This is a genomic window from Pseudomonas marginalis (assembly GCF_001645105.1).
GTDB classification, from domain to species: Bacteria; Pseudomonadota; Gammaproteobacteria; order Pseudomonadales; family Pseudomonadaceae; genus Aquipseudomonas; species Aquipseudomonas petroselini.
In genome coordinates this window covers 1-23,282 of record NZ_LKEG01000043.1, presented here as the reverse complement: position 1 = coordinate 23,282, position 23,282 = coordinate 1, and the positions used below count along the sequence as shown (strand labels likewise).

At 60.3% G+C, this 23,282-nt stretch carries 23 protein-coding genes, 1 tRNA gene and 1 pseudogene; 15 read left to right on the top strand and 10 right to left on the bottom strand.

All coding sequences use genetic code 11. The features are described 5' to 3' along the window. Positions 1-16: 16 nt before the first annotated feature. From AO064_RS17300 to AO064_RS17285, 5 genes are all read left to right on the top strand, one after another. Positions 17-724 carry a recombinase family protein gene (locus tag AO064_RS17300; protein WP_064054103.1) on the top strand — a complete coding sequence of 236 codons (708 nt, stop codon included), beginning with the start codon at positions 17-19 and terminating at the stop codon, positions 722-724. Between the two features lie 73 nt (positions 725-797). Further along, positions 798-974: a hypothetical protein gene (locus tag AO064_RS30720; protein ID WP_156521572.1), complete on the top strand. Its 177-nt coding sequence runs from the start codon at positions 798-800 to the stop codon at positions 972-974. 166 nt (positions 975-1,140) lie between these two features. Then, positions 1,141-1,614 (top strand): HNH endonuclease signature motif containing protein, encoded by a 474-nt coding sequence (locus tag AO064_RS17295; RefSeq protein WP_064054102.1) that lies wholly within the window; start codon positions 1,141-1,143, stop codon positions 1,612-1,614. A gap of 268 nt (positions 1,615-1,882) precedes the next feature. Continuing rightward, entirely contained in the window at positions 1,883-2,221 is a 339-nt protein-coding gene (locus tag AO064_RS17290) for a hypothetical protein (RefSeq protein WP_064054101.1), read from the top strand. Then, positions 2,218-3,033, top strand: a complete 816-nt coding sequence (locus AO064_RS17285) for a hypothetical protein (protein ID WP_064054100.1) — start codon at positions 2,218-2,220, stop codon at positions 3,031-3,033. Before AO064_RS17290 ends, AO064_RS17285 begins: the two co-directional genes overlap by 4 nt. Positions 3,034-3,269: 236 nt before the next feature. Here the strand turns inward: AO064_RS17285 and AO064_RS17280 are convergent, their stop codons facing one another. The 5 genes from AO064_RS17280 to AO064_RS17260 all read right to left on the bottom strand — a co-directional run bounded on the left by AO064_RS17280 (position 3,270) and on the right by AO064_RS17260 (position 8,875). Further along, positions 3,270-5,000, bottom strand: coding sequence for a site-specific integrase (locus AO064_RS17280; protein WP_167355332.1), 1,731 nt, complete (start codon positions 4,998-5,000; stop codon positions 3,270-3,272). A gap of 152 nt (positions 5,001-5,152) precedes the next feature. Beyond that, positions 5,153-5,228 (bottom strand) — tRNA-Phe (locus AO064_RS17275). 103 nt (positions 5,229-5,331) lie between these two features. Then, the gene (locus AO064_RS17270) at positions 5,332-5,604 is read right to left on the bottom strand and encodes an oxidative damage protection protein (protein WP_012721742.1); all 273 of its coding nucleotides are present in this window, start codon (positions 5,602-5,604) and stop codon (positions 5,332-5,334) included. Next, on the bottom strand, positions 5,601-6,668 hold the full coding sequence (mutY, locus tag AO064_RS17265) for an A/G-specific adenine glycosylase (RefSeq protein ID WP_012721743.1): 1,068 nt from the start codon (positions 6,666-6,668) through the stop codon (positions 5,601-5,603). The genes AO064_RS17270 and mutY overlap by 4 nt, the downstream gene beginning before the upstream one ends. Next, positions 6,665-8,875 (bottom strand): AsmA family protein, encoded by a 2,211-nt coding sequence (locus tag AO064_RS17260; protein ID WP_064054098.1) that lies wholly within the window; start codon positions 8,873-8,875, stop codon positions 6,665-6,667. Before AO064_RS17260 ends, mutY begins: the two co-directional genes overlap by 4 nt. 324 nt (positions 8,876-9,199) lie before the next feature. On the opposite strand from AO064_RS17260, the pseudogene AO064_RS17255 reads away from it, so the two are divergent. From AO064_RS17255 to AO064_RS17225, 7 genes and pseudogenes are all read left to right on the top strand, one after another. Beyond that, positions 9,200-10,862 (top strand): annotated as a pseudogene (locus tag AO064_RS17255) (OFA family MFS transporter). Between the two features lie 302 nt (positions 10,863-11,164). Continuing rightward, positions 11,165-11,758 carry an imidazoleglycerol-phosphate dehydratase HisB gene (gene hisB, locus AO064_RS17250; RefSeq protein WP_003218037.1) on the top strand — a complete coding sequence of 198 codons (594 nt, stop codon included), beginning with the start codon at positions 11,165-11,167 and terminating at the stop codon, positions 11,756-11,758. Next, on the top strand, positions 11,758-12,396 hold the full coding sequence (gene hisH, locus AO064_RS17245; protein WP_012721746.1) for an imidazole glycerol phosphate synthase subunit HisH: 639 nt from the start codon (positions 11,758-11,760) through the stop codon (positions 12,394-12,396). The genes hisB and hisH overlap by 1 nt, the downstream gene beginning before the upstream one ends. After that, positions 12,397-12,654, top strand: a complete 258-nt coding sequence (locus tag AO064_RS17240; protein WP_012721747.1) for a DUF2164 domain-containing protein — start codon at positions 12,397-12,399, stop codon at positions 12,652-12,654. Positions 12,655-12,693: 39 nt separating this feature from the next. Next, entirely contained in the window at positions 12,694-13,431 is a 738-nt protein-coding gene (gene hisA, locus AO064_RS17235; protein ID WP_003187784.1) for a 1-(5-phosphoribosyl)-5-[(5-phosphoribosylamino)methylideneamino]imidazole-4-carboxamide isomerase, read from the top strand. Between the two features lie 9 nt (positions 13,432-13,440). Next, complete coding sequence (gene hisF / locus AO064_RS17230) at positions 13,441-14,211, top strand: imidazole glycerol phosphate synthase subunit HisF (RefSeq protein ID WP_003171107.1); 771 nt, start codon at positions 13,441-13,443, stop codon at positions 14,209-14,211. A 66-nt stretch (positions 14,212-14,277) separates the two neighbouring features. Beyond that, a complete protein-coding gene (locus AO064_RS17225; RefSeq protein WP_012721748.1) occupies positions 14,278-15,033 on the top strand; it encodes a substrate-binding periplasmic protein in 756 nt (251 codons plus the stop codon). Positions 15,034-15,036: 3 nt separating this feature from the next. Here the strand turns inward: AO064_RS17225 and AO064_RS17220 are convergent, their stop codons facing one another. From AO064_RS17220 to gpmI, 5 genes are all read right to left on the bottom strand, one after another. Then, positions 15,037-16,623, bottom strand: coding sequence for a serine protease (locus AO064_RS17220; protein WP_244159529.1), 1,587 nt, complete (start codon positions 16,621-16,623; stop codon positions 15,037-15,039). A gap of 67 nt (positions 16,624-16,690) precedes the next feature. After that, a complete protein-coding gene (locus tag AO064_RS17215; protein ID WP_064054096.1) occupies positions 16,691-17,479 on the bottom strand; it encodes a divergent polysaccharide deacetylase family protein in 789 nt (262 codons plus the stop codon). 1 nt (position 17,480) lies between these two features. After that, positions 17,481-18,797 (bottom strand): S41 family peptidase, encoded by a 1,317-nt coding sequence (locus AO064_RS17210; RefSeq protein WP_012721751.1) that lies wholly within the window; start codon positions 18,795-18,797, stop codon positions 17,481-17,483. 30 nt (positions 18,798-18,827) lie between these two features. Further along, entirely contained in the window at positions 18,828-20,123 is a 1,296-nt protein-coding gene (locus tag AO064_RS17205; RefSeq protein WP_064054095.1) for a murein hydrolase activator EnvC family protein, read from the bottom strand. 197 nt (positions 20,124-20,320) lie between these two features. Further along, complete coding sequence (gene gpmI, locus AO064_RS17200; protein ID WP_064054094.1) at positions 20,321-21,847, bottom strand: 2,3-bisphosphoglycerate-independent phosphoglycerate mutase; 1,527 nt, start codon at positions 21,845-21,847, stop codon at positions 20,321-20,323. Positions 21,848-21,998: 151 nt separating this feature from the next. On the opposite strand from gpmI, the gene AO064_RS17195 reads away from it, so the two are divergent. The 3 genes from AO064_RS17195 to secB are packed head-to-tail and all read left to right on the top strand — an operon-like array spanning position 21,999 to position 23,187. Continuing rightward, positions 21,999-22,412 (top strand): rhodanese-like domain-containing protein, encoded by a 414-nt coding sequence (locus tag AO064_RS17195; protein ID WP_064054093.1) that lies wholly within the window; start codon positions 21,999-22,001, stop codon positions 22,410-22,412. Position 22,413: 1 nt separating this feature from the next. Next, a complete protein-coding gene (gene grxC, locus AO064_RS17190) occupies positions 22,414-22,668 on the top strand; it encodes a glutaredoxin 3 (protein WP_010213876.1) in 255 nt (84 codons plus the stop codon). 39 nt (positions 22,669-22,707) lie between these two features. Continuing rightward, a complete protein-coding gene (gene secB, locus AO064_RS17185) occupies positions 22,708-23,187 on the top strand; it encodes a protein-export chaperone SecB (protein ID WP_012721755.1) in 480 nt (159 codons plus the stop codon). Positions 23,188-23,282: the final 95 nt, after the last annotated feature.

Below are 23,282 nucleotides of genomic sequence, written 5' to 3'. Positions count from 1 at the left end.
ATCCTTGAGGTCCACCGTGAACGTCATAGCTTATTACCGCGTCTCCACCGTCAAGCAAGGAGAGTCTGGCCTCGGGCTGGATGCCCAGCGGGAGTACATTCGCATGGCTGCCGATCAGAACGGCTGGGAGATCATTGGAGAGTTTGAAGATCGCGAGTCCGGCACGGTATCTCCTGAGCGTCGAGAGCAGTGCAGGACGGCTCTGGCGGCGTGCAAGGCGCAGGGGGCGACGCTGGTAGTGGCAAAGCTGGATCGTCTCAGTCGTGACGTGGCAGACATCGCTGGTTTGATGAAAATCGTGGACTTCAAGGTCGCCACTATGCCGAGTGCTGACAAGTTTCAGTTGCACATTTACGCCGCCTTGGCAGAGCAGGAGCGAGAGTTTATTTCACGCCGCACCAAAGACGCTCTGAAGGCGCTCAAAGCCCGCGCTGATTCGGGGGATGTGATGGCTAGGGCCAAGGTCGAACGTCGCTCACAGGGGCGTGCCGTAGCTCACTCACGGGGCAATGGGGCGGCAGTGCTGGGTGCGCAGGCGAAGGCGGATGATTATGCGGACAGCATGGCGAACCACATCAAGGCGGCGATGTTCGATCAGTGCTCGACACTACAGGCGCTTGCGACATGGCTCAATGCTCATGGGCACAAGACATCCCGTGGTTCATTGTTTACCCCAACAGCAGCGAGCCGATTAGTTCAGCGCTTGGGTATACGGTTTCCCTGACTCGGATCGATGCGCCTACCCGAGCCTGTGATGCTTGAATGGTTGTTCCGCTCTCCCTGTGGAAGCAGTCCTGATGTTTACCTTGTTCGGTCATGCGTGGGATGCAGTGCGTGTACTCGCTATCGACGGCGCTTGTCTCACCGTCAGCTTTTTTGCAGCCCTGTGGATGAGAGAAACGTTTTTGGCTGCATTCCAGGTGCTGCGTGGTACAGACAGCAATTGCTCGCCTATAGACAAGAGAAACGTTTGACGTCGATTGACGCGAATGCAAGCCAGCACTGACAGCGCCAGCGAATTCAACAACCTCAGCCGCTACGACCCTCAACCGCCACAACCAACCTAACCCTCGCACATCGCTGTCCCTTCGGATTGGTGGGCATTGCTGTGCCTGGAGAACCTTGATAGGAGCATCAAAAATGAAAGCCAAAGAACTGCCCTCGCTTGATCGCCTGCGGGAATTGTTCATCATCGACAGCACGTCGCCTTCGGGCCTGCGCCGGGTAATCAGAGTGGGGCGTATTCCTGCTGGGGCGCCAGCTGGTACAGACAGTGGTGCCGGGTACTGGAAGATTTCAGTAGACGGCCAGCAATGCCATGTGCACCGAATCCTTTACGCATTGCGATATGGGCAGATCCCGGACGGGCATCTAATCAGTCACGCCAATCTCGACGGTTATGACAACCGAGTCGAGAACCTACGGATCACAGCTTACAGTCAGGGCACAAGGACGCGGAGCAGGCGCGCCAACGAGCTCTGTTTGCCCAACGGCATCAGCAAGGTGGGCAAGTATTATCGTGCGCAGGTTGCGACAACCAGCGGCCCGGCATCCAAGCGTGGCACTTTGGCTGCTGTAACTTTATGGCGGGTGGAGCAGGCAAGAATCAGCTAAGGGCGGCGCCCCCCGGTGCGGTACATAAAGCCCGTTCTTGCCGTCACCGTATTCAACACCGCCCGCTTCCGCATTTGCTACGTGGTTCTTCAGCTCCATCCCGGTACACCACGAAGCTAGGATGTCGACAGCTTAGCAAAGCCCTCTGTGCTCGAACGCGGCGCCCTCACTACGAACCCAACAACATGAAATCGACACGGGCGTAAATCAGCCCGGCGCTTTCGCGCGCCTGCAATTCAGCAGGTCATCCATCAAAGGACAAGACACCATGACTACGATTATCACTACACATGGCGATACCCCAGGCGCCACGATTACCCGAGCAGAGCCCAAAGCAGTAGTAGTTCAACCAGCCGCACGCCAGCATCGCTTGGCGAGCCTGACAGCCCGAGAGCTCAACGCCATGAATGCCCGAATGGACAAGCATGACCGCGAGCTTGCGGCGCTCCAGTATTTGGTTGTCCGTGTCGCACGAGGTGAGGATTGGCTCACAGAAGTCCTTGAGTTGCGAGAGTCCGGGCGCACGTACGCCAATATCGCAGGACACATGGACCTTACTCGGGCTTTGGTCGTAGCGGCGTTGAATTCGGCGGAGCAAGAAGTATGAATTCTGACATCGATCACGTTTACCTGAGTGATGAAGAGTCCGCCCAGGTATGCCGAGCCGCCAAGGATCTCGGTATCCAGGACATGGACGCCATTCACGGCGTTACCCGTGACTTCCGCGAACTGTCCAGACAAGCACGGGAGCACAAACAGCAGCATGGGGATCTTGACGGCTGGTTGCCTACCAAGCCCAAGCCAGCGGGGGTGGGGGCGGAGCTTGCAGGGATCGAACGCGAGGCGAGAGCCAAGCGTCGCGAGGTGCTCAGGGATGCCGGTGTCGTTACGGTTTACCTCAACGCTATGCAAATTTTAGCTGTTCTGACGGGTGCAGTGAATGACTGTATGCAGGACAAGGGCAGGCCTAGGGCGGCGGATTTGTTGCGGGGCTGTGGAGTTCCTGCTTCCGAAGTCAGCAAGCTGGCCAGCAAGGGCAGCAAACATATCAAGGCTGCATGGGTGGCACTCAGTCAACACGCACATGTGAAGGAGATGGGCATGCATGATGTTCGCAATGGTCGCCGTGATCGAAGCATTCAAAACGGTAGTTTGGCCAATGCTGTTGCCGAAATATACGAGCTCGCAGATCGCACCAAGGACCGCCAGCGTATCAGCAAGCTGGAGCAGCGCGACAAGGAGCGAGAGCAGCGCATGGCTGAGCTGGAGCAGCGCGTCGCTGCACTGGAAGTGGGTGACAACTGGAAGGCCATCGCTGAGCGCATGCGTGCCGAGGGAGCCAGCTTCGGCCAGATCGCTATTGCGGTAGGCAAGTCAAAAAGTACAGTCGTCAGTCACTGCAAGGCGAGTGCTGCGTGAGAATGAGCCGGGGGGATCCAATTCTACAAAGGTATGAAATACCTTGTGGGATTTGTTCAGATCAGCCGTACGATTTTGTACGACTCTGAGATATCCGACCCTGGCCCCCGTGTCATAAGTGATGCCTTGCCGCACAGGCCCTGGTGCTCTCTCGGGACGCCGGAGCACCGCTGTCATGAGCTACGTAACCAGGGCACTCACGAGGCGATCATGAGCGCTGCACGTATGCCAGGGGCTCAGGTTGGGGTTGATAGACTTAGCCCCAGGGAGCCCGCCAAGTCTGGAAGGCTGGGCAATTGTTTCAGCTCAGATGCCATTCGCGAAAGCGGCATGCTCCCGTACTCCCTGCTCACGCTACCATCGTTGTGCCCCGTCAAGGCGTCATGCACATCTTCTGGAATACCGACCTGTCGGCTCATCGTCTTGAAGGTGTGCCGGAAACCGTGAGAAGGGCTGGCAGGGCTCTGGAGCTGCGCCACATCTCGCAGGTACTTCGCCCATGCCTTTCCCACGTTCGCCCCGTAGAAGCCCGCAGGGCTCGGTTGTAGCAGCGGAAACAATTGCCCGCCCTGCGGCACGCTTTTGGCGTAATCGAGGAAGCCAAGCGACACCAGATCGTCATGCAACGGTACACGTCTGCGGCTACTCGCCGTCTTCACGGTACGGCCTGCATCATCCTCATCGAGTGACAGGATTGCCAGATGTGGAATGCCGTCCTCGTCCTGCACATCCTTGGCAGCCAGTTGGCACAGTTCCTCGCGGCGTGCTCCCGTGTAGTACATCAGAAGAGGAAGCCAGTACAGCGCCTGCCCGTATCCCTTGCGAGCTGGTTGCCAGCCATCAGGGGTGTATAGCGGGCTGCTGAATATCTGTCGTAGCTCGTCCTTGGTGTAGTCCTTGCGGCGGCGGTCGCCCTTGGTCTTGGCAGCATTGCCAGCAGCCTTCGCCACTCCTGAGGCGTCAACGGGATTCTCTTTGATCCAGTCCATGCGAACGGCATAGCCGAGCACGGCGCCAAGGACACGTAAGCGGTTGCGGATGGTTACAGCGGAGAGAGTTGGCAGGGCTGCTGTCTTTGCTAGTTCAATCAATTGCGGGGCGGTTAGCTTGGCTGCGCCCGGTGCCTTGGTTGGGAATCCAGCTAGTTTGGCTCGGTAATCCTGAACGGTGCCCCGAGTGACAGCTTGCACCGCCAAGTCGCCATAGAGTTCAACGAAGCGGCGGATGCTGCTGCGGAACTCGTCCAGTGTCTTGCGCGTGCTGCGGTTGTCGCCGTCGTCAAGCAGCTTGGCTGCGCTGTAAGCCTCGAAGACTTCAAGGATACTCTTGCTGTGGATCTGATCGGCTCGCCGTTTCTCTGCGCTGATAGGTGCCTTGCTGAGCACGTCTGCCGTAGTGCTCCAGTCCCCTTCCTCTCGCCGCTTGGCAATGTCCGACAGTTTGAGCAAGTGCTCTTTGAATGCGCTGGTGAGCGAGTCTAAGGCCGGTGAGTCCTTGGCGGGGGCTGGGATGTTCTCTGCTTTCAGGGCGCGGAGCATGTGCGGCAGGATCACTGCTCGCCAATCCGTCTCGTCACCCTCGTTCAATGCTTCACGAATACTCAACCATTCCTGATGTTGCTCAAAGCCGAATGGTGTCTCCAGCTCTACAGCGTCACCGGGCACTAACGCCCTTCGGAATTTGCCGGACTGTTCCAGTTCGTCAAGTTCACCGTGAAACCAGCGAGCGGCCAACTGCTGCACATCCTTCGCGCTGAGAACTTCGGCGCCAGAGAGTTGAGCGCGTGCGAGGGCAAACGCTTCCTCGGACTTTATCCATTCAGCCGCATGTCTCCCCTTCGCCTCGCCGATGTCTCGGGTTTGCAATGAGCGTTTGTATTCCCGGCCCAACGCAGGGCGCAGGTCGTCAGGTACACGTCGTCGAAAGTAAAAGACGCCGCTTTGAGGATGCTTGAAGGGTTGAGCCATGAGCGCACGAAACCGGGGGACTGTTGACCCGTTTATGATACGGCTGTGAGATGCCATGTGTACCGCCTTTGTGTACCAGTGAGGCGGGCTTGGCAAATGCGGCACAAACAAAAAACCCCTGAAACCGTTAGGAATCAGGGGCTTATATGTTTTGGTGCCCAGAGACGGAATCGAACCGCCGACACGGGGATTTTCAATCCCCTGCTCTACCGACTGAGCTATCTGGGCAACGGGGCGCATTAAACGGGTTTTTCAGGGGGTCGTCAAGCAAGTTTTCAAAAAATATTTAATTATTACCGTCGCTTACGTGCCGACCCTGGTTTTTGATCAATTATTGAGCAGGCGGCACGTAGCCGTCGGCCTTGGCGTATTCCTCGCCGGAAAAGAACTTGTCCATCTCGCCCGCCAGGTATTTACGATCTTCGGCGTTCATCATGTTCAGGCGTTTTTCGTTGATGAGCAGGGTCTGGTGTTTCAGCCAGTCGCCCCAGGCTTTGGCGGAGACGTGATCGAAAATGTCCTGGCCCTTGGCGCCCGGATACGGAGGGCGTTCCAGGCCTGGCAATTCTTCTTTGTACTTGCGGCAGATAATGGTGCGGGTCATGACGAAACTCCTGCGTTCAATACGTCGGCCGCGCGCTTCAGCAGTTTTTTCACCGGGGCGGCAAGGCCCAGGCGCGGCGGGGTGGCGAGGTTATACCAGAGCCAGTCGGCCTCGGCCACGTGATGGGCGGATTCCTCGACCTGGACCAGCCAGGGTTCGATGGCGAGCTGGAAGTGGCTGAAGGTGTGGATCAGCCCCGGCAGTTCCTGTGGCTTGCCCAGTTCCAGCGCGTGCTGGTTGGCCAGGTGTTCGAGGTCTTGCAGGTCGTCCAGCTCGGGCAAACTCCACAGGCCGCCCCACAGGCCCGTGGAAGGGCGACGGTAAAGCAGGATTGCGCCCTCGGCATTGGCCAGCAGCGGCATCAGCGTGCGCTTCTGCGGGATGGTCTTGCGCGGCTTGGGGATCGGGTAGCGCGTCTCCAGGCCGAGCATGTGGGCTTCGCAGCCTTTTTCCAGCGGGCACAGCAGGCAGCTGGGTTTGCTGCGGGTGCAGAGGGTGGCGCCCATGTCCATCATCGCCTGGGTGTAGGCATTGACGCGATCATGCGGCGTGAAGCGTTCTGCGGTGGCCCACAGCTGCTTGGCCACCTTGGGTTCGCCGGGGTAGCCCTCTTGTGCGGTAAAACGTGCCAGTACGCGTTTGACGTTGCCGTCGAGGATCGGCGCACGCAGGCCCATGCTCAGGCTGGCGATCGCGCCGGCGGTGGACAGGCCGATGCCCGGCAGTTCGGTCAGCTTTTCGACGTCCCTGGGAAACTCACCACCGTACTCGGCCACGACAATCTTCGCGGTCTTTTGCAGGTTGCGCGCCCGGGTGTAGTAACCCAGGCCGGTCCACAGGTGCAGCACTTCGTCTTCCGGCGCGGCGGCCAGGGCTTCGACCGTCGGCAGCGAGGCCATGAATCGGTCGAAGTAATTGAGCACGGTGCTCACCTGGGTCTGCTGCAGCATGATCTCCGAGACCCACACCCGATAAGGCGTGATGCCCTGTTGCCAGGGCAGGTCATGGCGGCCGTGGCGGTCGTACCAATCGAGTACGGCCTCTGAAAACTGCTCGTTTCTCATCGCTTGAACAGGCCCTTCAAAGCGTCTTTAAGCTGCGGGTGCACCTTGTCGAGTTTCTCTTCCAGCTTGTCGCTGAGCTTGTTGCCGGCCGCCTTGATGGCGACCTGGGTCAAGCCGTCCTTGTCCAGGCGGCACGCCTTGGCGCCCAGTTCCAGCGGGCCACGGCAGCGCAGCGGCACTTCGATGCCCTGGAAGTTGGCGCCGACCTGGCAGGCGGGGTCCGGCGTTTCACGCTGGTCGCCTTCGACGATGATGCCGACGCGGTAATCCATGCCCAGCACACGCAGGTCGACGTCGCCATTACCGTTGACGGTCAGGCCTGGGATGCGCACTTTCAGGTCAGGGTTGCTGGCGACCCCGTTGCGGAAGGTCAGGTTGCCCTTCAGCTCCTGGAACGGCGTGTCCTTGCCTTGCGGCGTGCTGCTCAAGGTCTTGCGGTTGAGCAAGGCGATGCCGGTGCACAGTTGCTGCTCAAGGTTGGCATTGAGCAGCACACCGTTGTTGATCACAAAACTGGCGGTGCCGTTGAGGCTGTCGATCAAGGCTTTCTGGCTGTTGCCACGGCCCGTGAGGTTGCTGTCGAGGGTGATCTGGCCCTTCACCGGCGGGGTTTGCCCCTGGGCTTGCAGGATGCGCTCGACCGGTACTTGCTTGATCCGGCTCTGCAGCGCCAGCACGGGAATGTCCTGGCGCACATCAAGGTTGCCGTTGGCCTGGAAGCTACCGTTGTAGAGATCGCCACTCAAGGTGTCGAGCTTGAGCTGGCCATCAAGGCCGGAGGCTTTGAGCACCGCATTCTGGATCGGCAATTTGCTCAGGGTCAGTTGGCCGAACGCAAGGTCGGCGTCCACGTCCAGCGTGCGCAGGCGGGCCAATGGCAATAGTTTGTCGGTGCTCCAGGCGCCTTTGGTCGGGGCGTCGGGGAGCGGCGTGGTGCCGCCGGCGGCCATGGCCCCGGCTTCGCTGTTCTGTACTTCGGCCTGGCGTGCGGCCGCCGCACCCTTGGCCGATTCAGACTTGGCCGGCAGGTAGTTGTCGGCGTTGAAGGTGTCGCCCTTGAGCTGAACGCGCAGGGATTGCTTGGCGAAATCCTCCACGGCGACGCGACCGGTGAAGGTGCTGCCGTCGAGTTTCAGGTTCAGGTCTTCCAGGGCCACGCTGGTCGGCGTGCCCTTGAGGCGGCTGACCAGCTCGACCTTGCTCAGGCTGCCGTCGGCCATCGGCGGCAACGGGTGGCCGACGCTGTCGAGGAACTTGGCCAAGTCAAACTGGGCGATCGACAGGGCGCCGCTGAGCTGCGGAGTCTTGTCCAGGTCGTTGACCTTCAGTTCGCCCAACGCGCGCAGTTGGTTGGCCGACAGCTTCAGGTTGGTCCATTCGGCGATATTGGCCGCCTGGTCAACCAGCAGTTGGCCCTGGGTGGAGAACGTCACGGTCTTGCCTTGCAGCGGCTCGCCCGTGGCTTCGCCGGTGATCTTCATGTCTTCAAGCTGATAGCGCTTGAGTGCCCGCTGGATCCGCAGGTTGCCGTTGAGCTCGGTCTTGACGCGCATCACCGGCTGGTTGCTGCCGAAGAAGGCGGTGAGTTTCACCGGGATGCTGGCGCCTTCGTGCACCGCACCGGCGCTCAGTTGAATGCTTTCGGCGCTGAACTGTTTGCCGGTCTGCTCATCGTTGTATTCAACGCGGGCGTTGTTGATGGTCAGGCTGTCGATGTCCAGGCGGATGGGTTTTGCCGGCTTTTCCGGTTCGGATTCGGCCGGTTGCTCAACCGAGCCAGGGCTGCCGACGCTCGCCTCAGTCACGTTCTTGCCGATGTCTTCCCAGTTGCCATGACCTTGCTTGTCACGGTTGAGGCGCAGGTTCAGGCCTTCGACACGCACGTCGCTCATCTGCACTTCGCGGCGCAGCAAAGGCAGCACGCGCACCGAGAGGCCGAGCATCTGCAGGTCGGCGAACGGTTGGGTCGGCGCGGTCAGGGTTGCCACGCTGGCTTCGTGCAGTTCAAGGCCGAGCCACGGGAACAGGCTCCAGCCGATATCGCCATTGAGCGTCAGCTCGATGTGGGCCTTGTCGCGGGCAATCTGGCGAATCTCGTCTTTATAGTCGTTGGGATCGAAGAGATGGGTCAGGGCAAAACCCAGAGCCACAATGATCAGCAACAGCCCGAGAAGTACCAGACCCAGGATTTTGCCGAACGCTTTCATGGGCGAGTCCTTGTATGTCGATTTCAAAATTTAGCCGCAGAGTATAACGCCCGACGGCCTGCGTCAGTGCCCTGATCGTTACATTGTATCCAGAGGCGGGGAAAGCGGGTTTTTGGCGTCAAAAAACAAATTTCCTGAAAAAGGTGATGTCACTTTGGTTTTTCTGTCATCGACAGGTGCTAATCTCTGCACGTTCGTCCGCCTTCTGCGACCTAAGGTCGCGCCTAAAATGGAGCTTCACTCAACAAAACGGCCACGCTTTGCGTGCAAGGCCGAGGGAGAGAGCGCCTGACGGACACATACTAACAACTGGGGGAAACACCAATGAGCACTAGCACTGCGGCAGGTTCATCTGCTGCAAAGCCAGCGTTCCTGTCCAAGGAACGCATCATCGCCAAGCCCGGCTTCAACCGCTGGCTGGTTCCACCGGCCGCCCTGGCCATCCACCTGTGCATCGGCATGGCCTACGGGTTCTCGGTGTTCTGGCTGCCTCTGTCCAAGGCGCTGGGTATTACCAAACCGGTCGCCTGCGCGCCGGACATGAGCTTCATCGCCCAAGTCTTCTCGTCCCAATGCGACTGGCCCATCTCCATGCTGGGCTGGATCTACACCCTGTTCTTCATCTTCCTGGGCTGCTCGGCAGCGATCTGGGGCGGCTGGCTGGAACATGCCGGGCCACGTAAGGCCGGTGTTGTATCGGCGTTGTGCTGGTGCGGCGGGCTGCTAATTTCGGCCTTGGGTATCTATACCCACCAGATCTGGCTGATGTGGATCGGCTCCGGGGTCATCGGCGGTATCGGCCTGGGCCTGGGCTACATCTCTCCCGTGTCGACCCTGATCAAGTGGTTCCCGGACAAGCGTGGCATGGCCACCGGTATGGCGATCATGGGCTTTGGCGGCGGCGCGATGGTAGGTGCACCCCTGGCCGCAGCGTTGATGGGCCACTTTGCCACGCCGACCAGCGTGGGCGTATGGCAGAGCTTCCTGGTGATGGCGGCGATCTACTTTGTGTTCATGATCGGCGGCGCACTGTCTTATCGCGTTCCGCCGACCGGCTGGAAACCTGAGGGCTGGACCGCCCCGGCGAAAAAGGCCAGCAACGCGATGATCACCCACCGTCACGTGCACGTGAACGTGGCGTGGAAAACCCCGCAATTCCGCCTGGTTTGGTTGGTGTTGTGCCTGAACGTATCCGCCGGTATCGGCATCCTCGGCATGGCTTCGCCGCTGCTGCAGGAAGTGTTCGGCGGCAAATTGCTGGGTGTTGATGTGCCGTTCGGTCAACTGGATGCCGGTCAACTGGCCTCCATCGCGGCCATCGCGGCAGGTTTCACCGGTCTGTTGAGCCTGTTCAACATCGGCGGCCGCTTCTTCTGGGCGTCTTTCTCCGACTACCTGGGCCGTAAAAACACCTATTTCGTGTTCTTCGCCCTGGGCTTTGCCCTGTACGCGCTGATCCCGAACCTGGGGCACTTGGGCAACGTGGCGCTGTTCGTGGCGGCGTTCTGCATCATCCTGTCGATGTACGGGGGTGGTTTTGCGACCGTTCCTGCCTACCTGGCCGACCTGTTCGGTACGCAAATGGTCGGCGCGATCCACGGTCGCCTGCTGACCGCCTGGGCCGCTGCGGGCGTCTTGGGCCCGGTGCTGGTGAACTACCTGCGTGAATATCAGTTGAGCATCGGCGTTGAACGCGCGGCTGCCTATGACATCACTTTGTACATCCTCGCCGGCCTGCTGGTGCTGGGTTTCATCTGCAACCTGCTGGTTCGCCCGGTGGCGGACAAGTACTTCATGACCGATGCCGAATTGGCCGCCGAACAGGCGCTGGGTCATGACAAAGGGGCGGATGCCACCACTTCCCTGGAGTGGAAAGCCGCTTCCGGCACCGTGCCATTGGCCATCGCGGCCTGGCTGGTGGTGGGTATTCCGNTTGGCGTGGGGTGTGTGGGTGACCTTGCAGAAGACTGCGGTTCTGTTCCACTGATTTAGATGCGCTCTGTGTGGCAGCCCGCTTGTTGTAGTGAGCGGGCTTGCCCCGCGCTGGGTTGCGAAGCGACCCAATGAAGCCACCTCGTTCTTTCAGTCAGCGCGCCGTGGCTGTTTCTGGGGTTGCTTCGCAACCCAGCGCGGGGCANAGCCCGCTCACCACACAAGCTTGCTCCCGCAGTTGTATGCACATGTCTATCTCCGACACTCCATCAGTCTTATCCCCTCCGATGTTTCTGTTTAGCGCCCGCGCCCCTATAATGGCTGCCTTTTTCGCCCAATGATTTTGCGGAGCTGGTGATGGCCGAACGTAAGGCGTCCGTCGAGCGCGACACTCTGGAAACCCAGATCAAAGCCTCGATCAACCTGGATGGCACCGGAAAGGCCCGATTTGATATCGGTGTACCTTTTCTTGAGCACATGCTGGACCAGATCGCCCGTCACGGGCTGATCGACCTGGATATCGTCAGCAAGGGCGACCTGCATATCGACGACCACCACACGGTGGAAGACGTAGGCATCACCCTCGGCCAGGCATTTGCCAAGGCCATCGGCGACAAAAAAGGCATCCGTCGCTACGGCCACGCCTATGTCCCGCTGGACGAAGCGCTGTCGCGTGTGGTCATCGACTTCTCCGGCCGCCCAGGCCTGCAGATGCACGTGCCCTACACCCGCGCCACCGTCGGCGGCTTCGATGTCGACCTGTTCCAGGAATTTTTCCAGGGTTTCGTCAACCACGCACTGGTCAGCCTGCACATCGACAACCTGCGCGGCACCAATACCCACCACCAGATCGAAACCGTGTTCAAGGCCTTCGGCCGCGCACTGCGCATGGCCGTAGAGCTGGACGACCGCATGGCCGGGCAAATGCCCTCGACCAAGGGCGTCCTGTAATGCAGACGGTCGCGGTTATCGATTACGGCATGGGTAACCTGCACTCGGTGGCCAAGGCCCTCGAACATGTAGGTGCCGGCAAAGTGCTGATCACCAGCGATGCCAACGTGATTCGCGAAGCTGACCGGGTGGTGTTTCCCGGCGTTGGCGCGATTCGCGACTGCATGGCCGAGATCCGCCGCCTGGGCTTTGACAGCCTGGTGCGCGAAGTCAGCCAGGATCGTCCGTTCCTCGGCATCTGCGTAGGCATGCAAGCCTTGCTCGACAGCAGTGAAGAGAACGACGGCGTCGACTGCATCGGCCTGTTCCCAGGCCAGGTGAAGTTCTTCGGCAAAGACCTGCATGAAGACGGCGAACACTTGAAAGTCCCGCACATGGGCTGGAACGAAGTGCGCCAGAGCGTCGATCACCCGCTCTGGCACGAAGTGCCGGACATGGCGCGCTTCTACTTCGTGCACAGCTACTACATCGCCGCCGGTAAGCCGGGCCAGGTGGTGGGTGGCGGGCACTACGGCGTCGACTTCGCCGCCGCGCTGGCCGAAGGTTCGCGGTTTGCCGTGCAGTTCCACCCGGAGAAGAGCCATACCCATGGCCTGCAATTGCTGCAGAACTTCGCCGCCTGGGACGGGCGCTGGTAAATGGCCAGGAAGCCGAAGCAGCCGGTCTTGAACCTCACGCCCGAACAGGAGAGTGAGGCTACCCTCAAGATCAAGCGCTTCATGGAGGACCGCTTCGAGCTCAAGCTGGGCTCGTTCGAGGTCGCCGAAATTCTTGAGCTGTTCACCACCGAAGTGGCTCCGCACTATTACAACAGGGCGATTTTCGACACGCAGACGCTCCTTAAAGAAAGGTTCGAAAGCATCGAAAGCGACCTGTGGTCGCTTGAGAAACCCTGAATTCCCAAGCATTGCTGAATATCGAATAAGGTTTGCCAGATGCTGATTATTCCCGCTATCGATCTCAAGGACGGCGCCTGCGTACGTCTGCGCCAAGGCCGCATGGAAGACTCCACCGTGTTCTCCGATGACCCGGTGAGCATGGCTGCCAAATGGGTGGAAGGGGGCTGCCGTCGTCTGCATCTGGTGGACTTGAACGGCGCCTTCGAAGGCCAGCCGGTCAACGGCGAGGTGGTCACCGCGATCGCCAAGCGCTACCCGAACCTGCCGATCCAGATCGGCGGCGGTATCCGCTCGCTGGAAACCATCGAGCACTACGTAAAAGCCGGCGTGAGCTATGTAATCATTGGCACCAAGGCTGTGAAAGACCCGGCGTTCGTCGCCGAAGCCTGCCGCGCGTTTCCTGGCAAGGTCATCGTGGGCCTGGACGCTAAAGATGGTTTCGTCGCCACCGACGGTTGGGCCGAGATCAGCACTGTGCAGGTGATCGACCTGGCCAAGCAGTTCGAAGCTGACGGCGTGTCCGCCATCGTTTATACCGACATCGCCAAAGACGGCATGATGCAGGGCTGCAACGTGCCGTTCACCGCGGCGCTGGCCGCTGCGACCAAGATCCCGGTGATCGCTTCCGGCGGTATCCACAACTTGGGCGACATCAAGTCGCTGCTGGACGCCAAGGCCCCCGGCATCATCGGCGCCATCACCGGCCGCGCGATCTACGAAGGTACCCTGGACGTCGCCGAAGCCCAGGCTTACTGCGACGCCTACAACGGCTGAGGACTGACCATGGCGCTGGCCAAACGCATCATCCCTTGCCTGGACGTCGACAACGGTCGCGTGGTCAAGGGCGTCAAGTTCGAGAACATCCGTGACGCCGGAGACCCGGTGGAAATCGCCCGTCGCTACGATGAGCAGGGTGCCGACGAGATTACCTTTCTCGACATCACTGCCAGCGTCGATGGCCGCGACACCACCCTGCATACCGTCGAGCGCATGGCCAGCCAGGTGTTTATCCCGCTGACCGTGGGCGGTGGCGTGCGCACCGTGCAAGACATCCGCAACCTGCTCAATGCCGGCGCGGACAAGGTCTCGATCAACACCGCTGCGGTGTTCAACCCGGAGTTTGTCGGCGAGGCCGCGCAGCACTTTGGCTCGCAATGCATTGTGGTGGCCATCGACGCCAAGAAAGTCTCCGGCCCGGGCGAAACCCCGCGCTGGGAGATCTTCACCCACGGCGGCCGCAAGCCGACCGGCCTGGATGCGGTGGAATGGGCGATGAAGATGGAAGGCCTGGGAGCCGGTGAAATCCTGCTGACCAGCATGGACCAGGACGGCATGAAAAACGGCTTCGACCTGGGCGTGACCCGTGCCATCAGCGATGCGTTGGGTATCCCGGTGATCGCTTCCGGCGGCGTCGGCAACCTGCAGCACCTGGCTGACGGCGTGATCGAAGGCCACGCCAGCGCGGTGCTGGCGGCGAGTATTTTCCACTTTGGCGAATACACCGTCCCCGAGGCCAAGGCCTACATGGCGGCGCGCGGTATCGTCGTTCGCTAAACGCTGCTGGACACCATGGCAAGCGCGCGGCAATCTCTGCGCTTGCCATGGATTCCGGTAACCTTCATGTTCAAACACCTGCTGCTCGCCCTCGCCAGTACGTCGCTCCTGTTGGCTGGCCCTGGCCACGCCGATGAATCGTCTGACGCCTCCCTGGTGTTGCTGACGGAAAACTTCCCGCCCTACAACATGGCAAAAAACGGCAAGAATTTCGCCAAGGACGAGAACATCGAAGGCATCGCCGTGGACATCATGCGCGAGACCTTCAAGCGCGCCGGCATTTCCTACAGCCTCACCCTGCGTTTCCCTTGGGAGCGAATCTACAAACTCGCCCTGGAAAAACCCGGTTACGGCGTGTTCGTGATGGCCCGCCTGCCGGACCGTGAAGCGCTGTTCAAATGGGTCGGGCCTATCGGTCCCGACGATTGGGTGCTGCTGGCCAAGGCAGATAGCAAGATCCAGTTGAGCGACCTCGAGCACGCCCGTCGCTACAAGATCGGCGCTTATAAAGGCGACGCCATCGCCGAGACCCTGGAGAAGCAGGGCCTTAAGCCGATGGTGGTGTTGCGCGATCAGGACAACGCGCAAAAGCTGCTGGAGGGTCAGATCGACCTGTGGGCTACCGGCGATCCGGCCGGCCGGTACCTGGCTCGCCAGGTCGGTGTGACCGGGCTCAAGACGGTGCTGCGTTTTAACAGTGCTCAGCTTTACCTCGCGCTGAACAAGGACGTGCCTGATGAGCTTGTGGACAAGCTTCAAGCAGCGTTGAACCAACTGCGCAAAGAAGGGCGTGTTGACGAGATCATGGCGCGTTACCTCTAGTGGTCAACGTGGTTTGAGCAGGTCCACGCGCAAATCTGAAGGCCGGCCTGCCTGGTCGAATGCGTAGGTGCAGATTTTTATCGGCTGGTTATGCGTGGAAATAATCTGCGCGAACTTCTGATGCGGTGCATCGGGGGCCTGGTCCAGGGGAGGCATGCCGAAGAGGTCCTCTGCGTCATCGGATTCTTCCGTATCGCTGCGCTTGGGCGGCAGTGTCCGATAGCCTTCGGGTGCCAGGCAATCTGTGCGCTGAGCTGGGCCAAATTTGTAGGTGTAGCGGCTTACAAAGGGTGGCGCCAGGTTCCAGATAACGGTGTAGCGCTGCAAGAACTGCCTGTCGAGCACGATGCTGACATCTGGGGCGCGGGTCGCCGCCGGTTCAGCGAGTTCGACCGCCAGCGTCAAGGCATTGCGCATCGCGCTGTTGCTCACCGCCTGGTCTGATTCGACCCCCAGGATGCACAACAGATGCATGCCGGTTTGCGGGCCGATGGGGTCCTTGATCGATGCGTTGTGGCTGTTGATCGGCGGGCTGTAATGCACGGGGTTTTCACATTCGCTGGCACGGCGTACGGCCTTGTAGCGATAGAGCCGGCTGGTGGTAGTAAATTCCAGGTTCCAGCTTGGCGTGATATTCCGGCCCTTGTCTCCGGGCCTTTTGACGAAATATTGTTGCAGCGGCTCAGGGCTGCTGAAGGTGATGGACGTCGCGGGGTAGAGGTTGCAGGTCTGCTCGTTGTCAGTCAGCACGCCCTCCACAAAACAGTGCTTGAGGAACACGACAGGACTGCCGTAGTTACTGTCGGCATGCCAACTCGCCTTGCCATCCCTCACCTCGCATGGTGCGTCGCGCTGACACTTTTTAGCTGCGGCCTGGCCGATGGTTGTACTGCTGAGAATGCCGAACAGCGTATTGGTGGCGCGATCCACCAGCGGTGCACCGAATGTGCCTGATTGCACGCCCTTGCACTGGTTTTTCATGGTTACGCGCCAGACAAAAGGTTGCTCCACCACCTCTTGAGAGGCCTGTTGAAGGCACGCTGACAGGTGCAGCGTGTTCCATTCAGGGACGATCAGAGCAAGAATCGGGCGTGCTTCGGCAGGTAGGTCCTCGGCCAGTTTCATCGGCTCGATGCCATTGCTGATCAAGGCGGACAGCGGAATATCGAGCTCGATGAGTGCCAGGTCGACGCCGTGGCTGCTACCCCACTTCAGGGTCTTGAGCGGGTAGGTCTTGAGCTGCTCCAACGTGTCATCAAAGTAGTTGAAGCTGATATGACCCTTGAGTACCTGGTCCTTGATGACGGCACCACTGACACGGTGAATGCAATGGCTGCTGGTGATGATGTAAGCCGGGCCGGAAGTGCCTTGTTCATCGCGGGTATCCAGTAGGGTCGCGGTGCAGAGTGCCTTATCGTTGCGGATGCGGCCGATGCCGCTCCAGTGATTATGTTGTTGGTTGGCGTTGGTCAGCAGGCGTGGAGCGCTGGCGTTGGCCAGGCCTTCACCAAAGTCTTTGGACGCGCCCCACAGATACACAGGGCACGCAGTCAGCAGCGCGCAGATCAGCGCGGGATAAAGGGTTTTCATGGTCATCCTCGAATTGATGCGGGGCAGGCGTCAACTATCGAGGGGGCAACTGGCAGAGCAGGGGTAGTTATTTAGTCGGCGATGGGCGGTAGGTGCCATTTTTGCCGTGCCCGGCCACGGCCTGGTTGCCGCGTACGCTGATCATCAACTTGATATCAATCCAGTCGACGCCCTGGGCCTTGAGCTTGGGCAACTCGCGTTCCAGCACTGCGAGGGTTTGTGGGTAAGGGTGGCCGATCATCACGGCCGAACCTTGTTTGTGTGCCAGCTTGATTGCGGTTTGCAACTGCTTGGTAATCGCCGCCTCGGTGCGCTCGTCATCGAGGAACACATCCCGCGAGACATGCGCCAGGCCGATCTTCTGCGCTTCTGCCGCCGCGACGGTCTGGGCGCTGGTGCGGCTGTCGACAAAGAACTTGTTGCGCCGTTGCAACTCGGCCATCAACCAGGCCATGGCGGCCGGTTGCGCCGTCATGCGGCTGCCCATGTGGTTGTTGATGCCGGCGGTATAGGGCACCGCTTGGAACGCGGCGTCCAGTCGCTTGCCAAGTTCTTCGATAGGCAATTCGGGGTGCCAGGCGAACGGCCCCGTGGCCGGGTCCATGGGCATGTGGAGGATCACGATCTTGCCGGCCTTGTGGGCTTCGCGGGCGAATTCGGCGGCGTGGGGCGTGTCGGGCATGATCGCCGTGGTCACCGGCCCGGGCAGGGCCAGCACGCGACGATCCCGGGGCAGGTTTTGCCCGAGGTCGTCGATGATGAGGGTCAGGTAGGCTTTTTGAGGCTCGCCGGCAGGCGTCGCGTGGGCGACGCCTGCCAGACTGCACAGCACAGCGATGATCAGGGCAAAACGCATATCAACGGCTGCGGGTGATGCTCAAGCCCTTGAGCAGGCTAAGCGCCTGGGCCAGCTGGTAGTCATCGTCCTGCGGCATTGGCTTGGCTTTCTTGCCGCTGCCGGTCGGCTGGTCGGCGCCGCCGTTGCCATTGCCCAGGTGACCTTGCAGGTCAGCTTCCTTGTAGTACTCGCTGTCGATCTCGTTGGTGATCTTGGCCTTGCGCACCTCGATGTCCGGCACGATGCCCTGAGCCTGGATCGAGCGGCCGTTCGGCGTGTAATACAGCGCGGTGGTGATCTTCAGCGCACGCTCATTGTTCAGCGGCAACACGGTTTGCACCGAGCCTTTGCCGAAACTGGTGGTGCCCATCAGCACGCCGCGCTTCTGGTCTTGCAGAGCGCCCGCGACGATCTCCGACGCCGAAGCGCTGCCGCCGTTGATCAGCACGGCCAGCGGTACGTTTTCGCTGAGGTCATTGCCGGTAGCCGAAAAGCGCAGCTCGGAATTGGCGATACGGCCTTTGGTGTACACGATCAGGCCCTTGGTGATGAAGTGGTCGACCACTTCCACCGCCGACTGCAGCACGCCGCCAGGGTTGTTACGCAGGTCGAGCACGATGCCGCTGAGTTTCTTGCCGTTGTCCTTGCGCAGCTTGGCCAGCGCCTTGGCCACTTCGTCGCCGGTCTTGACCTGGAATTGGGTGATGCGGATGTAGCCGTAGCCCGATTCCAGCAGCTGGCTCTTCACGCTCTTGACCACAATGGTCGCGCGGGTCAGCGTCACGTCGAACGGGTTGCCGCCGTCGCGTACCAGGGTCAGGGTGATTTTCTGGCCGATCTTGCCGCGCATCTTGTCGACGGCTTCGGTCATGGTCTGGCCACGGGTCGGCTGGCCGTTGATCTTCACGATGAAGTCGCCGGCCTGGATGCCAGCCTTGGACGCCGGGGTGTCATCGATCGGCGAGACGACCTTGATGTTGCCGTCTTCGGCGCCGACTTCAATGCCCAGGCCGCCGAATTCACCGCTGGTGCTCTCCTGCAGCTCGGCAAAATCTTCCGGGCCCAGGTAAGCGGAGTGCGGATCGAGGTTGCTGAGCATGCCCTTGATGGCATTCTCCAGCAGGGTCTTGTCATCTACGGGTTCGACATAAGCGGCCTTGATCCGGTCCATGACCTCGGCAAAGGTGCGCAGCTCGTCCAGCGGCAACGGCGCCTTGGTGGTTGCGGCCGTGGCGGCGGGTGCAGCCGGAGCGGCCTGGTCGGCGAATGCCAGAGGCGCGCCGATCACCAGGGCGATCGTCAAGGCCAGCGAAGTGAGGCGGGACAAATGCAGCATGTCGAACGAACTCCTAATGTAGATGCGACCCTATCCTTGGGATCTGCACCATTGTGCAGGATCGCTCGGGCGACCCTGCTGACGAATAGCGAAGTACAGCGCCGGGGTGTCCTGGCCACCACTGTTACCGACAGTGGAGATGGATTCACCGGCTTTTACAACATCACCTGCCGACTTGAGTAAAGTCTGATTGTGGCCGTAAAGGCTCAAATAGCCATTGCCGTGGTCAAGAATCACCAACAAACCGGCGCCCCGCAGCCAATCGGCAAACACGACACGGCCACCGTGAACAGCGTGGACCTGGCTGCCGGCGGAGGCGCTGATCATCACACCATCCCACTTGGCGCGGGTGTCATCGCCACGGGTTTCCCCAAAGCGTGCCAGTAATCGACCATCAACCGGCCATGGAAGTTTGCCGCGCGCTGAAGCAAAAGGGCCACCGAACGATTCGCCGGCGCTGGAAACCAGCGGGCCAGGGGCTGCATGCGCCGGTTTACGCGGTGCCGGGGCGTCCGAGGTGGCAGCCATCTCGGCCTCACGCTGGCGCTTTTTTTCGGCTTCCTGCTGGGCGATCAGCGCTTTTTGCCGCGCTTCTTCGGCCTCGCGTGCCTGGCGAGCCAGGGTTTCTTCGATGGTCTTGAGCACTTTGGCCAGGTCGGCCTGGTCCTGCTCGCGGGCCTGCAGCTTGGCGTCACGGGCTTTTACGTCGTCATTGAGCTTGGCCAGGGCGACCTGGCGCTCCTTGCGCACCTTGTCCAGCTCGTCGCGCTGGGCAGTGAGGCTGCTTTTCTGGTCTTCCAGCTGCGATTGCTGGTTGGCGATTTCCTGTTCGACGTTGACCAACTGGCGCAGGGTCTCGTTGAAGCTTTTCAACTGCTCCATACGGGCCTTGCTCAGGTAGTCGTAGTAGGTCAGGGTGCGCGCGAATTTTTCCGGGTTCTGCTGGTTGAGCAGCAGCTTGAGGTATTCCTGGCGGCCGTTCTGGTAGGCGGCACGGGCCTGGATAGCGATCAGGCGTTGCTGTTCAACGCGGGCGCTCTGGAGTTTTTTTTTCTCAGCGTCGAGTCGCTCCAGTTCCGACTCGCTCTTCTTTAATTCTTTTTGTAGCTCCTGGACCTGCTTCTCGAGCTTGCCCATCTCGGTTTCCGTACCGCGCAGGTCTTTCTGGACCCCGGATTTTTCTTCCTGGAGCTTGCCGAGCAGTTTTTTCAGCTCGGTAATGTCCTGACGCGTAGCGTCCAACTGTTGTTGGGTTTGTGCGCGCTCATCGGCAAACGCCGGTTGGAGCAGGCAGACAAGAGCAAGGGTAATCAAGGCGCGAAGCATAGAGGCGGGCGACACCAGGGAAAGGGACGGCCTAGTATGCCCGCCAAGCGCGGCAAAAAAAACGCCCAATTCGGGCTGGAAGGCAAGATAGGTGCCGAGCGGCGCTGGAATGGCGAAAAGATATCTACCAAACACAGAAGATCCAATGTGGGAGGGAGCAAGCCCCCTCCCACATTATTTTTCGGTGATGCTGGGAATCAGACCAGGATCGAAGTGCCCGTCATTTCCACCGGCTTCTCCAACCCCATCAGCATCAACATTGTCGGTGCCACATCCGCCAGCACGCCGCCATCACGTACTTTGAAGTCGCGCTTACCGACGTAGATGAACGGCACCGGCTCGGTGGTATGGGCGGTGTGGGCTTGCCCAGTGGATTCGTCGGACATCTGCTCGCAGTTGCCGTGGTCTGCAGTGATCAGTGCTTCACCGCCAACGTTCTCCAGGGCATCGACGATGCGGCCGACGCACAGGTCCAGGCATTCCACGGCCTTGGTCGCGGCTTCCAGGTTGCCGCTGTGGCCGACCATGTCGCCATTGGCGTAGTTGACCACGATCACGTCGTAACGCTGGTTGTCGATGGCGTCGACGATCTTGTCGGTGACTTCCGGCGCACTCATTTCCGGTTGCAGGTCGTAGGTGGCGACCTTTGGCGATGGGATCAGGATGCGTTCTTCGCCTGGGAACGGTTCTTCGCGGCCACCGGAGAAGAAGAACGTCACGTGGGCGTACTTCTCGGTTTCGGCGATGCGCAGTTGGGTCTTGCCGTTTTTCGCCAGGTAGTCGCCCAGCACGTTATCCAAGGTGCCGGCGGCAAAGGCGGCGGGGGCCGGGATGCTGGCGGCGTATTGGGTCAGGCCCACGTATTGGACTTTTGGCTGGCGGGCGCGCTCGAATTCCTTGAAACCATCTTCGACAAATACGCGGCTCAGCTCGCGTGCGCGGTCTGCGCGGAAGTTCATGAACACCACGGCGTCGCCGTCTTCGACTTTCACCGGCTCACCGATGGTGGTGGCTTTGACGAACTCGTCGCTTTCGCCACGGGCATAGGCGGCTTCAAGGCCTTCCTGGGCGGTGGCGGCGTGGAAGTCGGCCTGGCCGTCGACGATCAGGTTGTAGGCCTGGGAGACGCGGTCCCAGCGGTTGTCGCGATCCATGGCGAAGTAGCGGCCCACCAGGCTGGCGATACGGCCCTTGCCCAAGGCGGCGAACGTGGCGTCCAGCAGCTCGATGGAGGATTGCGCGCTTTTCGGCGGTGTGTCGCGGCCATCGAGGAAGGCGTGCAGGTAGATCTTGTCGGCGCCGCGCTTGAAGGCCAGTTCGGCCATGGCGACCAGGTGGTCCTGGTGGCTGTGGACGCCGCCATCGGACAGCAGGCCCATGAAGTGCACCGCTTTGCCCGCTTCGACGGCTTTATCGACTGCGGCGCAGATGGTTGGGTTCTCGAAGAACTCGCCGTCGCGGATCGCTTTGGTGACGCGGGTGAAGTCTTGATAGACCACTCGTCCGGCGCCGAGATTCATGTGACCGACTTCCGAGTTGCCCATCTGGCCGTCCGGCAGGCCCACGTCCATGCCCGAGCCGGAGATCAGACCGTTGGGTACGGTGGCGGTCAGGCGGTCGAGTACGGGCTTCTTGGCCGCGTATACCGCGTTGTCGTGGTGGCTTTCACTGTGTCCGAAGCCATCGAGAATTATCAGGACCAAAGGTTTAGGCGTAGTAGTCATAGATCCTCTCGCGGCGGTAATAAAGGAAGACAATTGAAAAGGGAGTGGCAGTTTAAAGCGAAGTTCCGACCACGTCACCGCTTTACGGGGGTTGGCCCCCCCTGGCGGCTGTGTATACTTACCGCCATTTTAACGCCCTGGAACCTCCTTGATGGTTGATCACCTGATTGCATTTGCCACTGCCCACTATCTGCTCGTGGGTGCCTTCGTCATCCTGCTGGCGCTGCTGATTGCTCATGAAATGAGCCGTGGTGGCCGCAGCCTGAGCACGTCGGAGCTGACCGCGCTGGTCAACAAGGATGAGGCCGTTGTCGTTGATATCCGCCCGGCCAAGGATTTCGCCGCCGGCCATATCGTCGGCGCCCTGAATATTCCACAGGACAAGCTGATCGCACGCCTGGCCGAGCTGGAAAAATACAAGGCCAAGACCATCATTCTGGTCGACGCCCAAGGCCAGCACGCCGGCACTCATGCGCGCGAAATGCTCAAGGCCGGTTTCACCGCCGCCAAGCTGTCCGGTGGCATCAGCAGCTGGCGCGGCGATAACCTGCCACTGGTGAAGTGATATGAGCCAGGTCGTCGTGTATTCCAGCGATTGGTGCCCTTACTGCATGCGGGCCAAGGCCTTGCTGGAGAAAAAGGGCGTTGCCTTCGAAGAAATCAAGGTCGACGGCAAACCCCAGGTGCGTGCCGAAATGGCCCAGAAGGCGGGGCGCACGTCAGTGCCGCAGATCTGGATCGGCGCCAAACACATCGGTGGCTGCGACGACCTGTTCGCCCTGGAGCGCGCGGGTAAACTCGATGCGCTGCTGCTCGTCTGACTCCCAACCCCTAAAAGACCCCAAGATCAAGGATCTGAGATGACTGACCAACAGAACACCGAAGCAGCAGAAGCCCAAGGCCCACAATTCTCGTTGCAGCGCATCTACGTGCGTGATCTGTCGTTCGAAGCGCCGAAAAGCCCGGCCATCTTCCGTCAGGAATGGACCCCAAGCGTTGCGCTGGACCTGAACACCCGCCAGAAAGCACTGGAAGGCGACTTCCACGAAGTCGTGCTGACCCTGTCCGTTACCGTCAAGAACGGCGAAGAAGTGGCCTTCATTGCTGAAGTGCAACAGGCCGGTATCTTCCTGATCCAGGGCCTGGACGAAGCATCCATGAGCCACACCCTGGGCGCGTTCTGCCCGAACATCCTGTTCCCGTATGCCCGCGAGACCCTGGACAGCCTGGTCACCCGTGGCTCGTTCCCTGCGCTGATGCTGGCACCGGTGAACTTCGATGCCCTGTACGCGCAAGAGCTGCAGCGCATGCAACAGGAAGGTTCGTCGACGGTTCAATAAGTCGACGCGGTAAAAATGTGGGAGGGGGCTTGAACTGGCCTAATGATTTTGGACACTTCAATCGGGCGCTATGATAGCGCTCAAATCTGAGGTGT

What these genes read in the sequence shown, in the direction of transcription:
- AO064_RS17220 (WP_244159529.1), bottom strand. Translation starts at nt 16,623, where the DNA reads ATGAAAACCCTTTATCCCGCGCTGATCTGCGCGCTGCTGACTGCGTGC.
- secB (WP_012721755.1), top strand. Translation starts at nt 22,708, where the DNA reads ATGACTGACCAACAGAACACCGAAGCAGCAGAAGCCCAAGGCCCACAA.
- AO064_RS17285 (WP_064054100.1), top strand. Translation starts at nt 2,218, where the DNA reads ATGAATTCTGACATCGATCACGTTTACCTGAGTGATGAAGAGTCCGCC.
- grxC (WP_010213876.1), top strand. Translation starts at nt 22,414, where the DNA reads ATGAGCCAGGTCGTCGTGTATTCCAGCGATTGGTGCCCTTACTGCATG.
- AO064_RS30720 (WP_156521572.1), top strand. Translation starts at nt 798, where the DNA reads ATGTTTACCTTGTTCGGTCATGCGTGGGATGCAGTGCGTGTACTCGCT.
- AO064_RS17290 (WP_064054101.1), top strand. Translation starts at nt 1,883, where the DNA reads ATGACTACGATTATCACTACACATGGCGATACCCCAGGCGCCACGATT.
- AO064_RS17240 (WP_012721747.1), top strand. Translation starts at nt 12,397, where the DNA reads ATGGCCAGGAAGCCGAAGCAGCCGGTCTTGAACCTCACGCCCGAACAG.
- hisF (WP_003171107.1), top strand. Translation starts at nt 13,441, where the DNA reads ATGGCGCTGGCCAAACGCATCATCCCTTGCCTGGACGTCGACAACGGT.
- AO064_RS17215 (WP_064054096.1), bottom strand. Translation starts at nt 17,479, where the DNA reads ATGCGTTTTGCCCTGATCATCGCTGTGCTGTGCAGTCTGGCAGGCGTC.
- AO064_RS17225 (WP_012721748.1), top strand. Translation starts at nt 14,278, where the DNA reads ATGTTCAAACACCTGCTGCTCGCCCTCGCCAGTACGTCGCTCCTGTTG.
- hisB (WP_003218037.1), top strand. Translation starts at nt 11,165, where the DNA reads ATGGCCGAACGTAAGGCGTCCGTCGAGCGCGACACTCTGGAAACCCAG.
- hisA (WP_003187784.1), top strand. Translation starts at nt 12,694, where the DNA reads ATGCTGATTATTCCCGCTATCGATCTCAAGGACGGCGCCTGCGTACGT.
- AO064_RS17210 (WP_012721751.1), bottom strand. Translation starts at nt 18,797, where the DNA reads ATGCTGCATTTGTCCCGCCTCACTTCGCTGGCCTTGACGATCGCCCTG.
- hisH (WP_012721746.1), top strand. Translation starts at nt 11,758, where the DNA reads ATGCAGACGGTCGCGGTTATCGATTACGGCATGGGTAACCTGCACTCG.
- AO064_RS17270 (WP_012721742.1), bottom strand. Translation starts at nt 5,604, where the DNA reads ATGACCCGCACCATTATCTGCCGCAAGTACAAAGAAGAATTGCCAGGC.
- AO064_RS17195 (WP_064054093.1), top strand. Translation starts at nt 21,999, where the DNA reads ATGGTTGATCACCTGATTGCATTTGCCACTGCCCACTATCTGCTCGTG.
- mutY (WP_012721743.1), bottom strand. Translation starts at nt 6,668, where the DNA reads ATGAGAAACGAGCAGTTTTCAGAGGCCGTACTCGATTGGTACGACCGC.
- gpmI (WP_064054094.1), bottom strand. Translation starts at nt 21,847, where the DNA reads ATGACTACTACGCCTAAACCTTTGGTCCTGATAATTCTCGATGGCTTC.
- AO064_RS17295 (WP_064054102.1), top strand. Translation starts at nt 1,141, where the DNA reads ATGAAAGCCAAAGAACTGCCCTCGCTTGATCGCCTGCGGGAATTGTTC.
- AO064_RS17280 (WP_167355332.1), bottom strand. Translation starts at nt 5,000, where the DNA reads ATGGCTCAACCCTTCAAGCATCCTCAAAGCGGCGTCTTTTACTTTCGA.
- AO064_RS17205 (WP_064054095.1), bottom strand. Translation starts at nt 20,123, where the DNA reads ATGCTTCGCGCCTTGATTACCCTTGCTCTTGTCTGCCTGCTCCAACCG.
- AO064_RS17260 (WP_064054098.1), bottom strand. Translation starts at nt 8,875, where the DNA reads ATGAAAGCGTTCGGCAAAATCCTGGGTCTGGTACTTCTCGGGCTGTTG.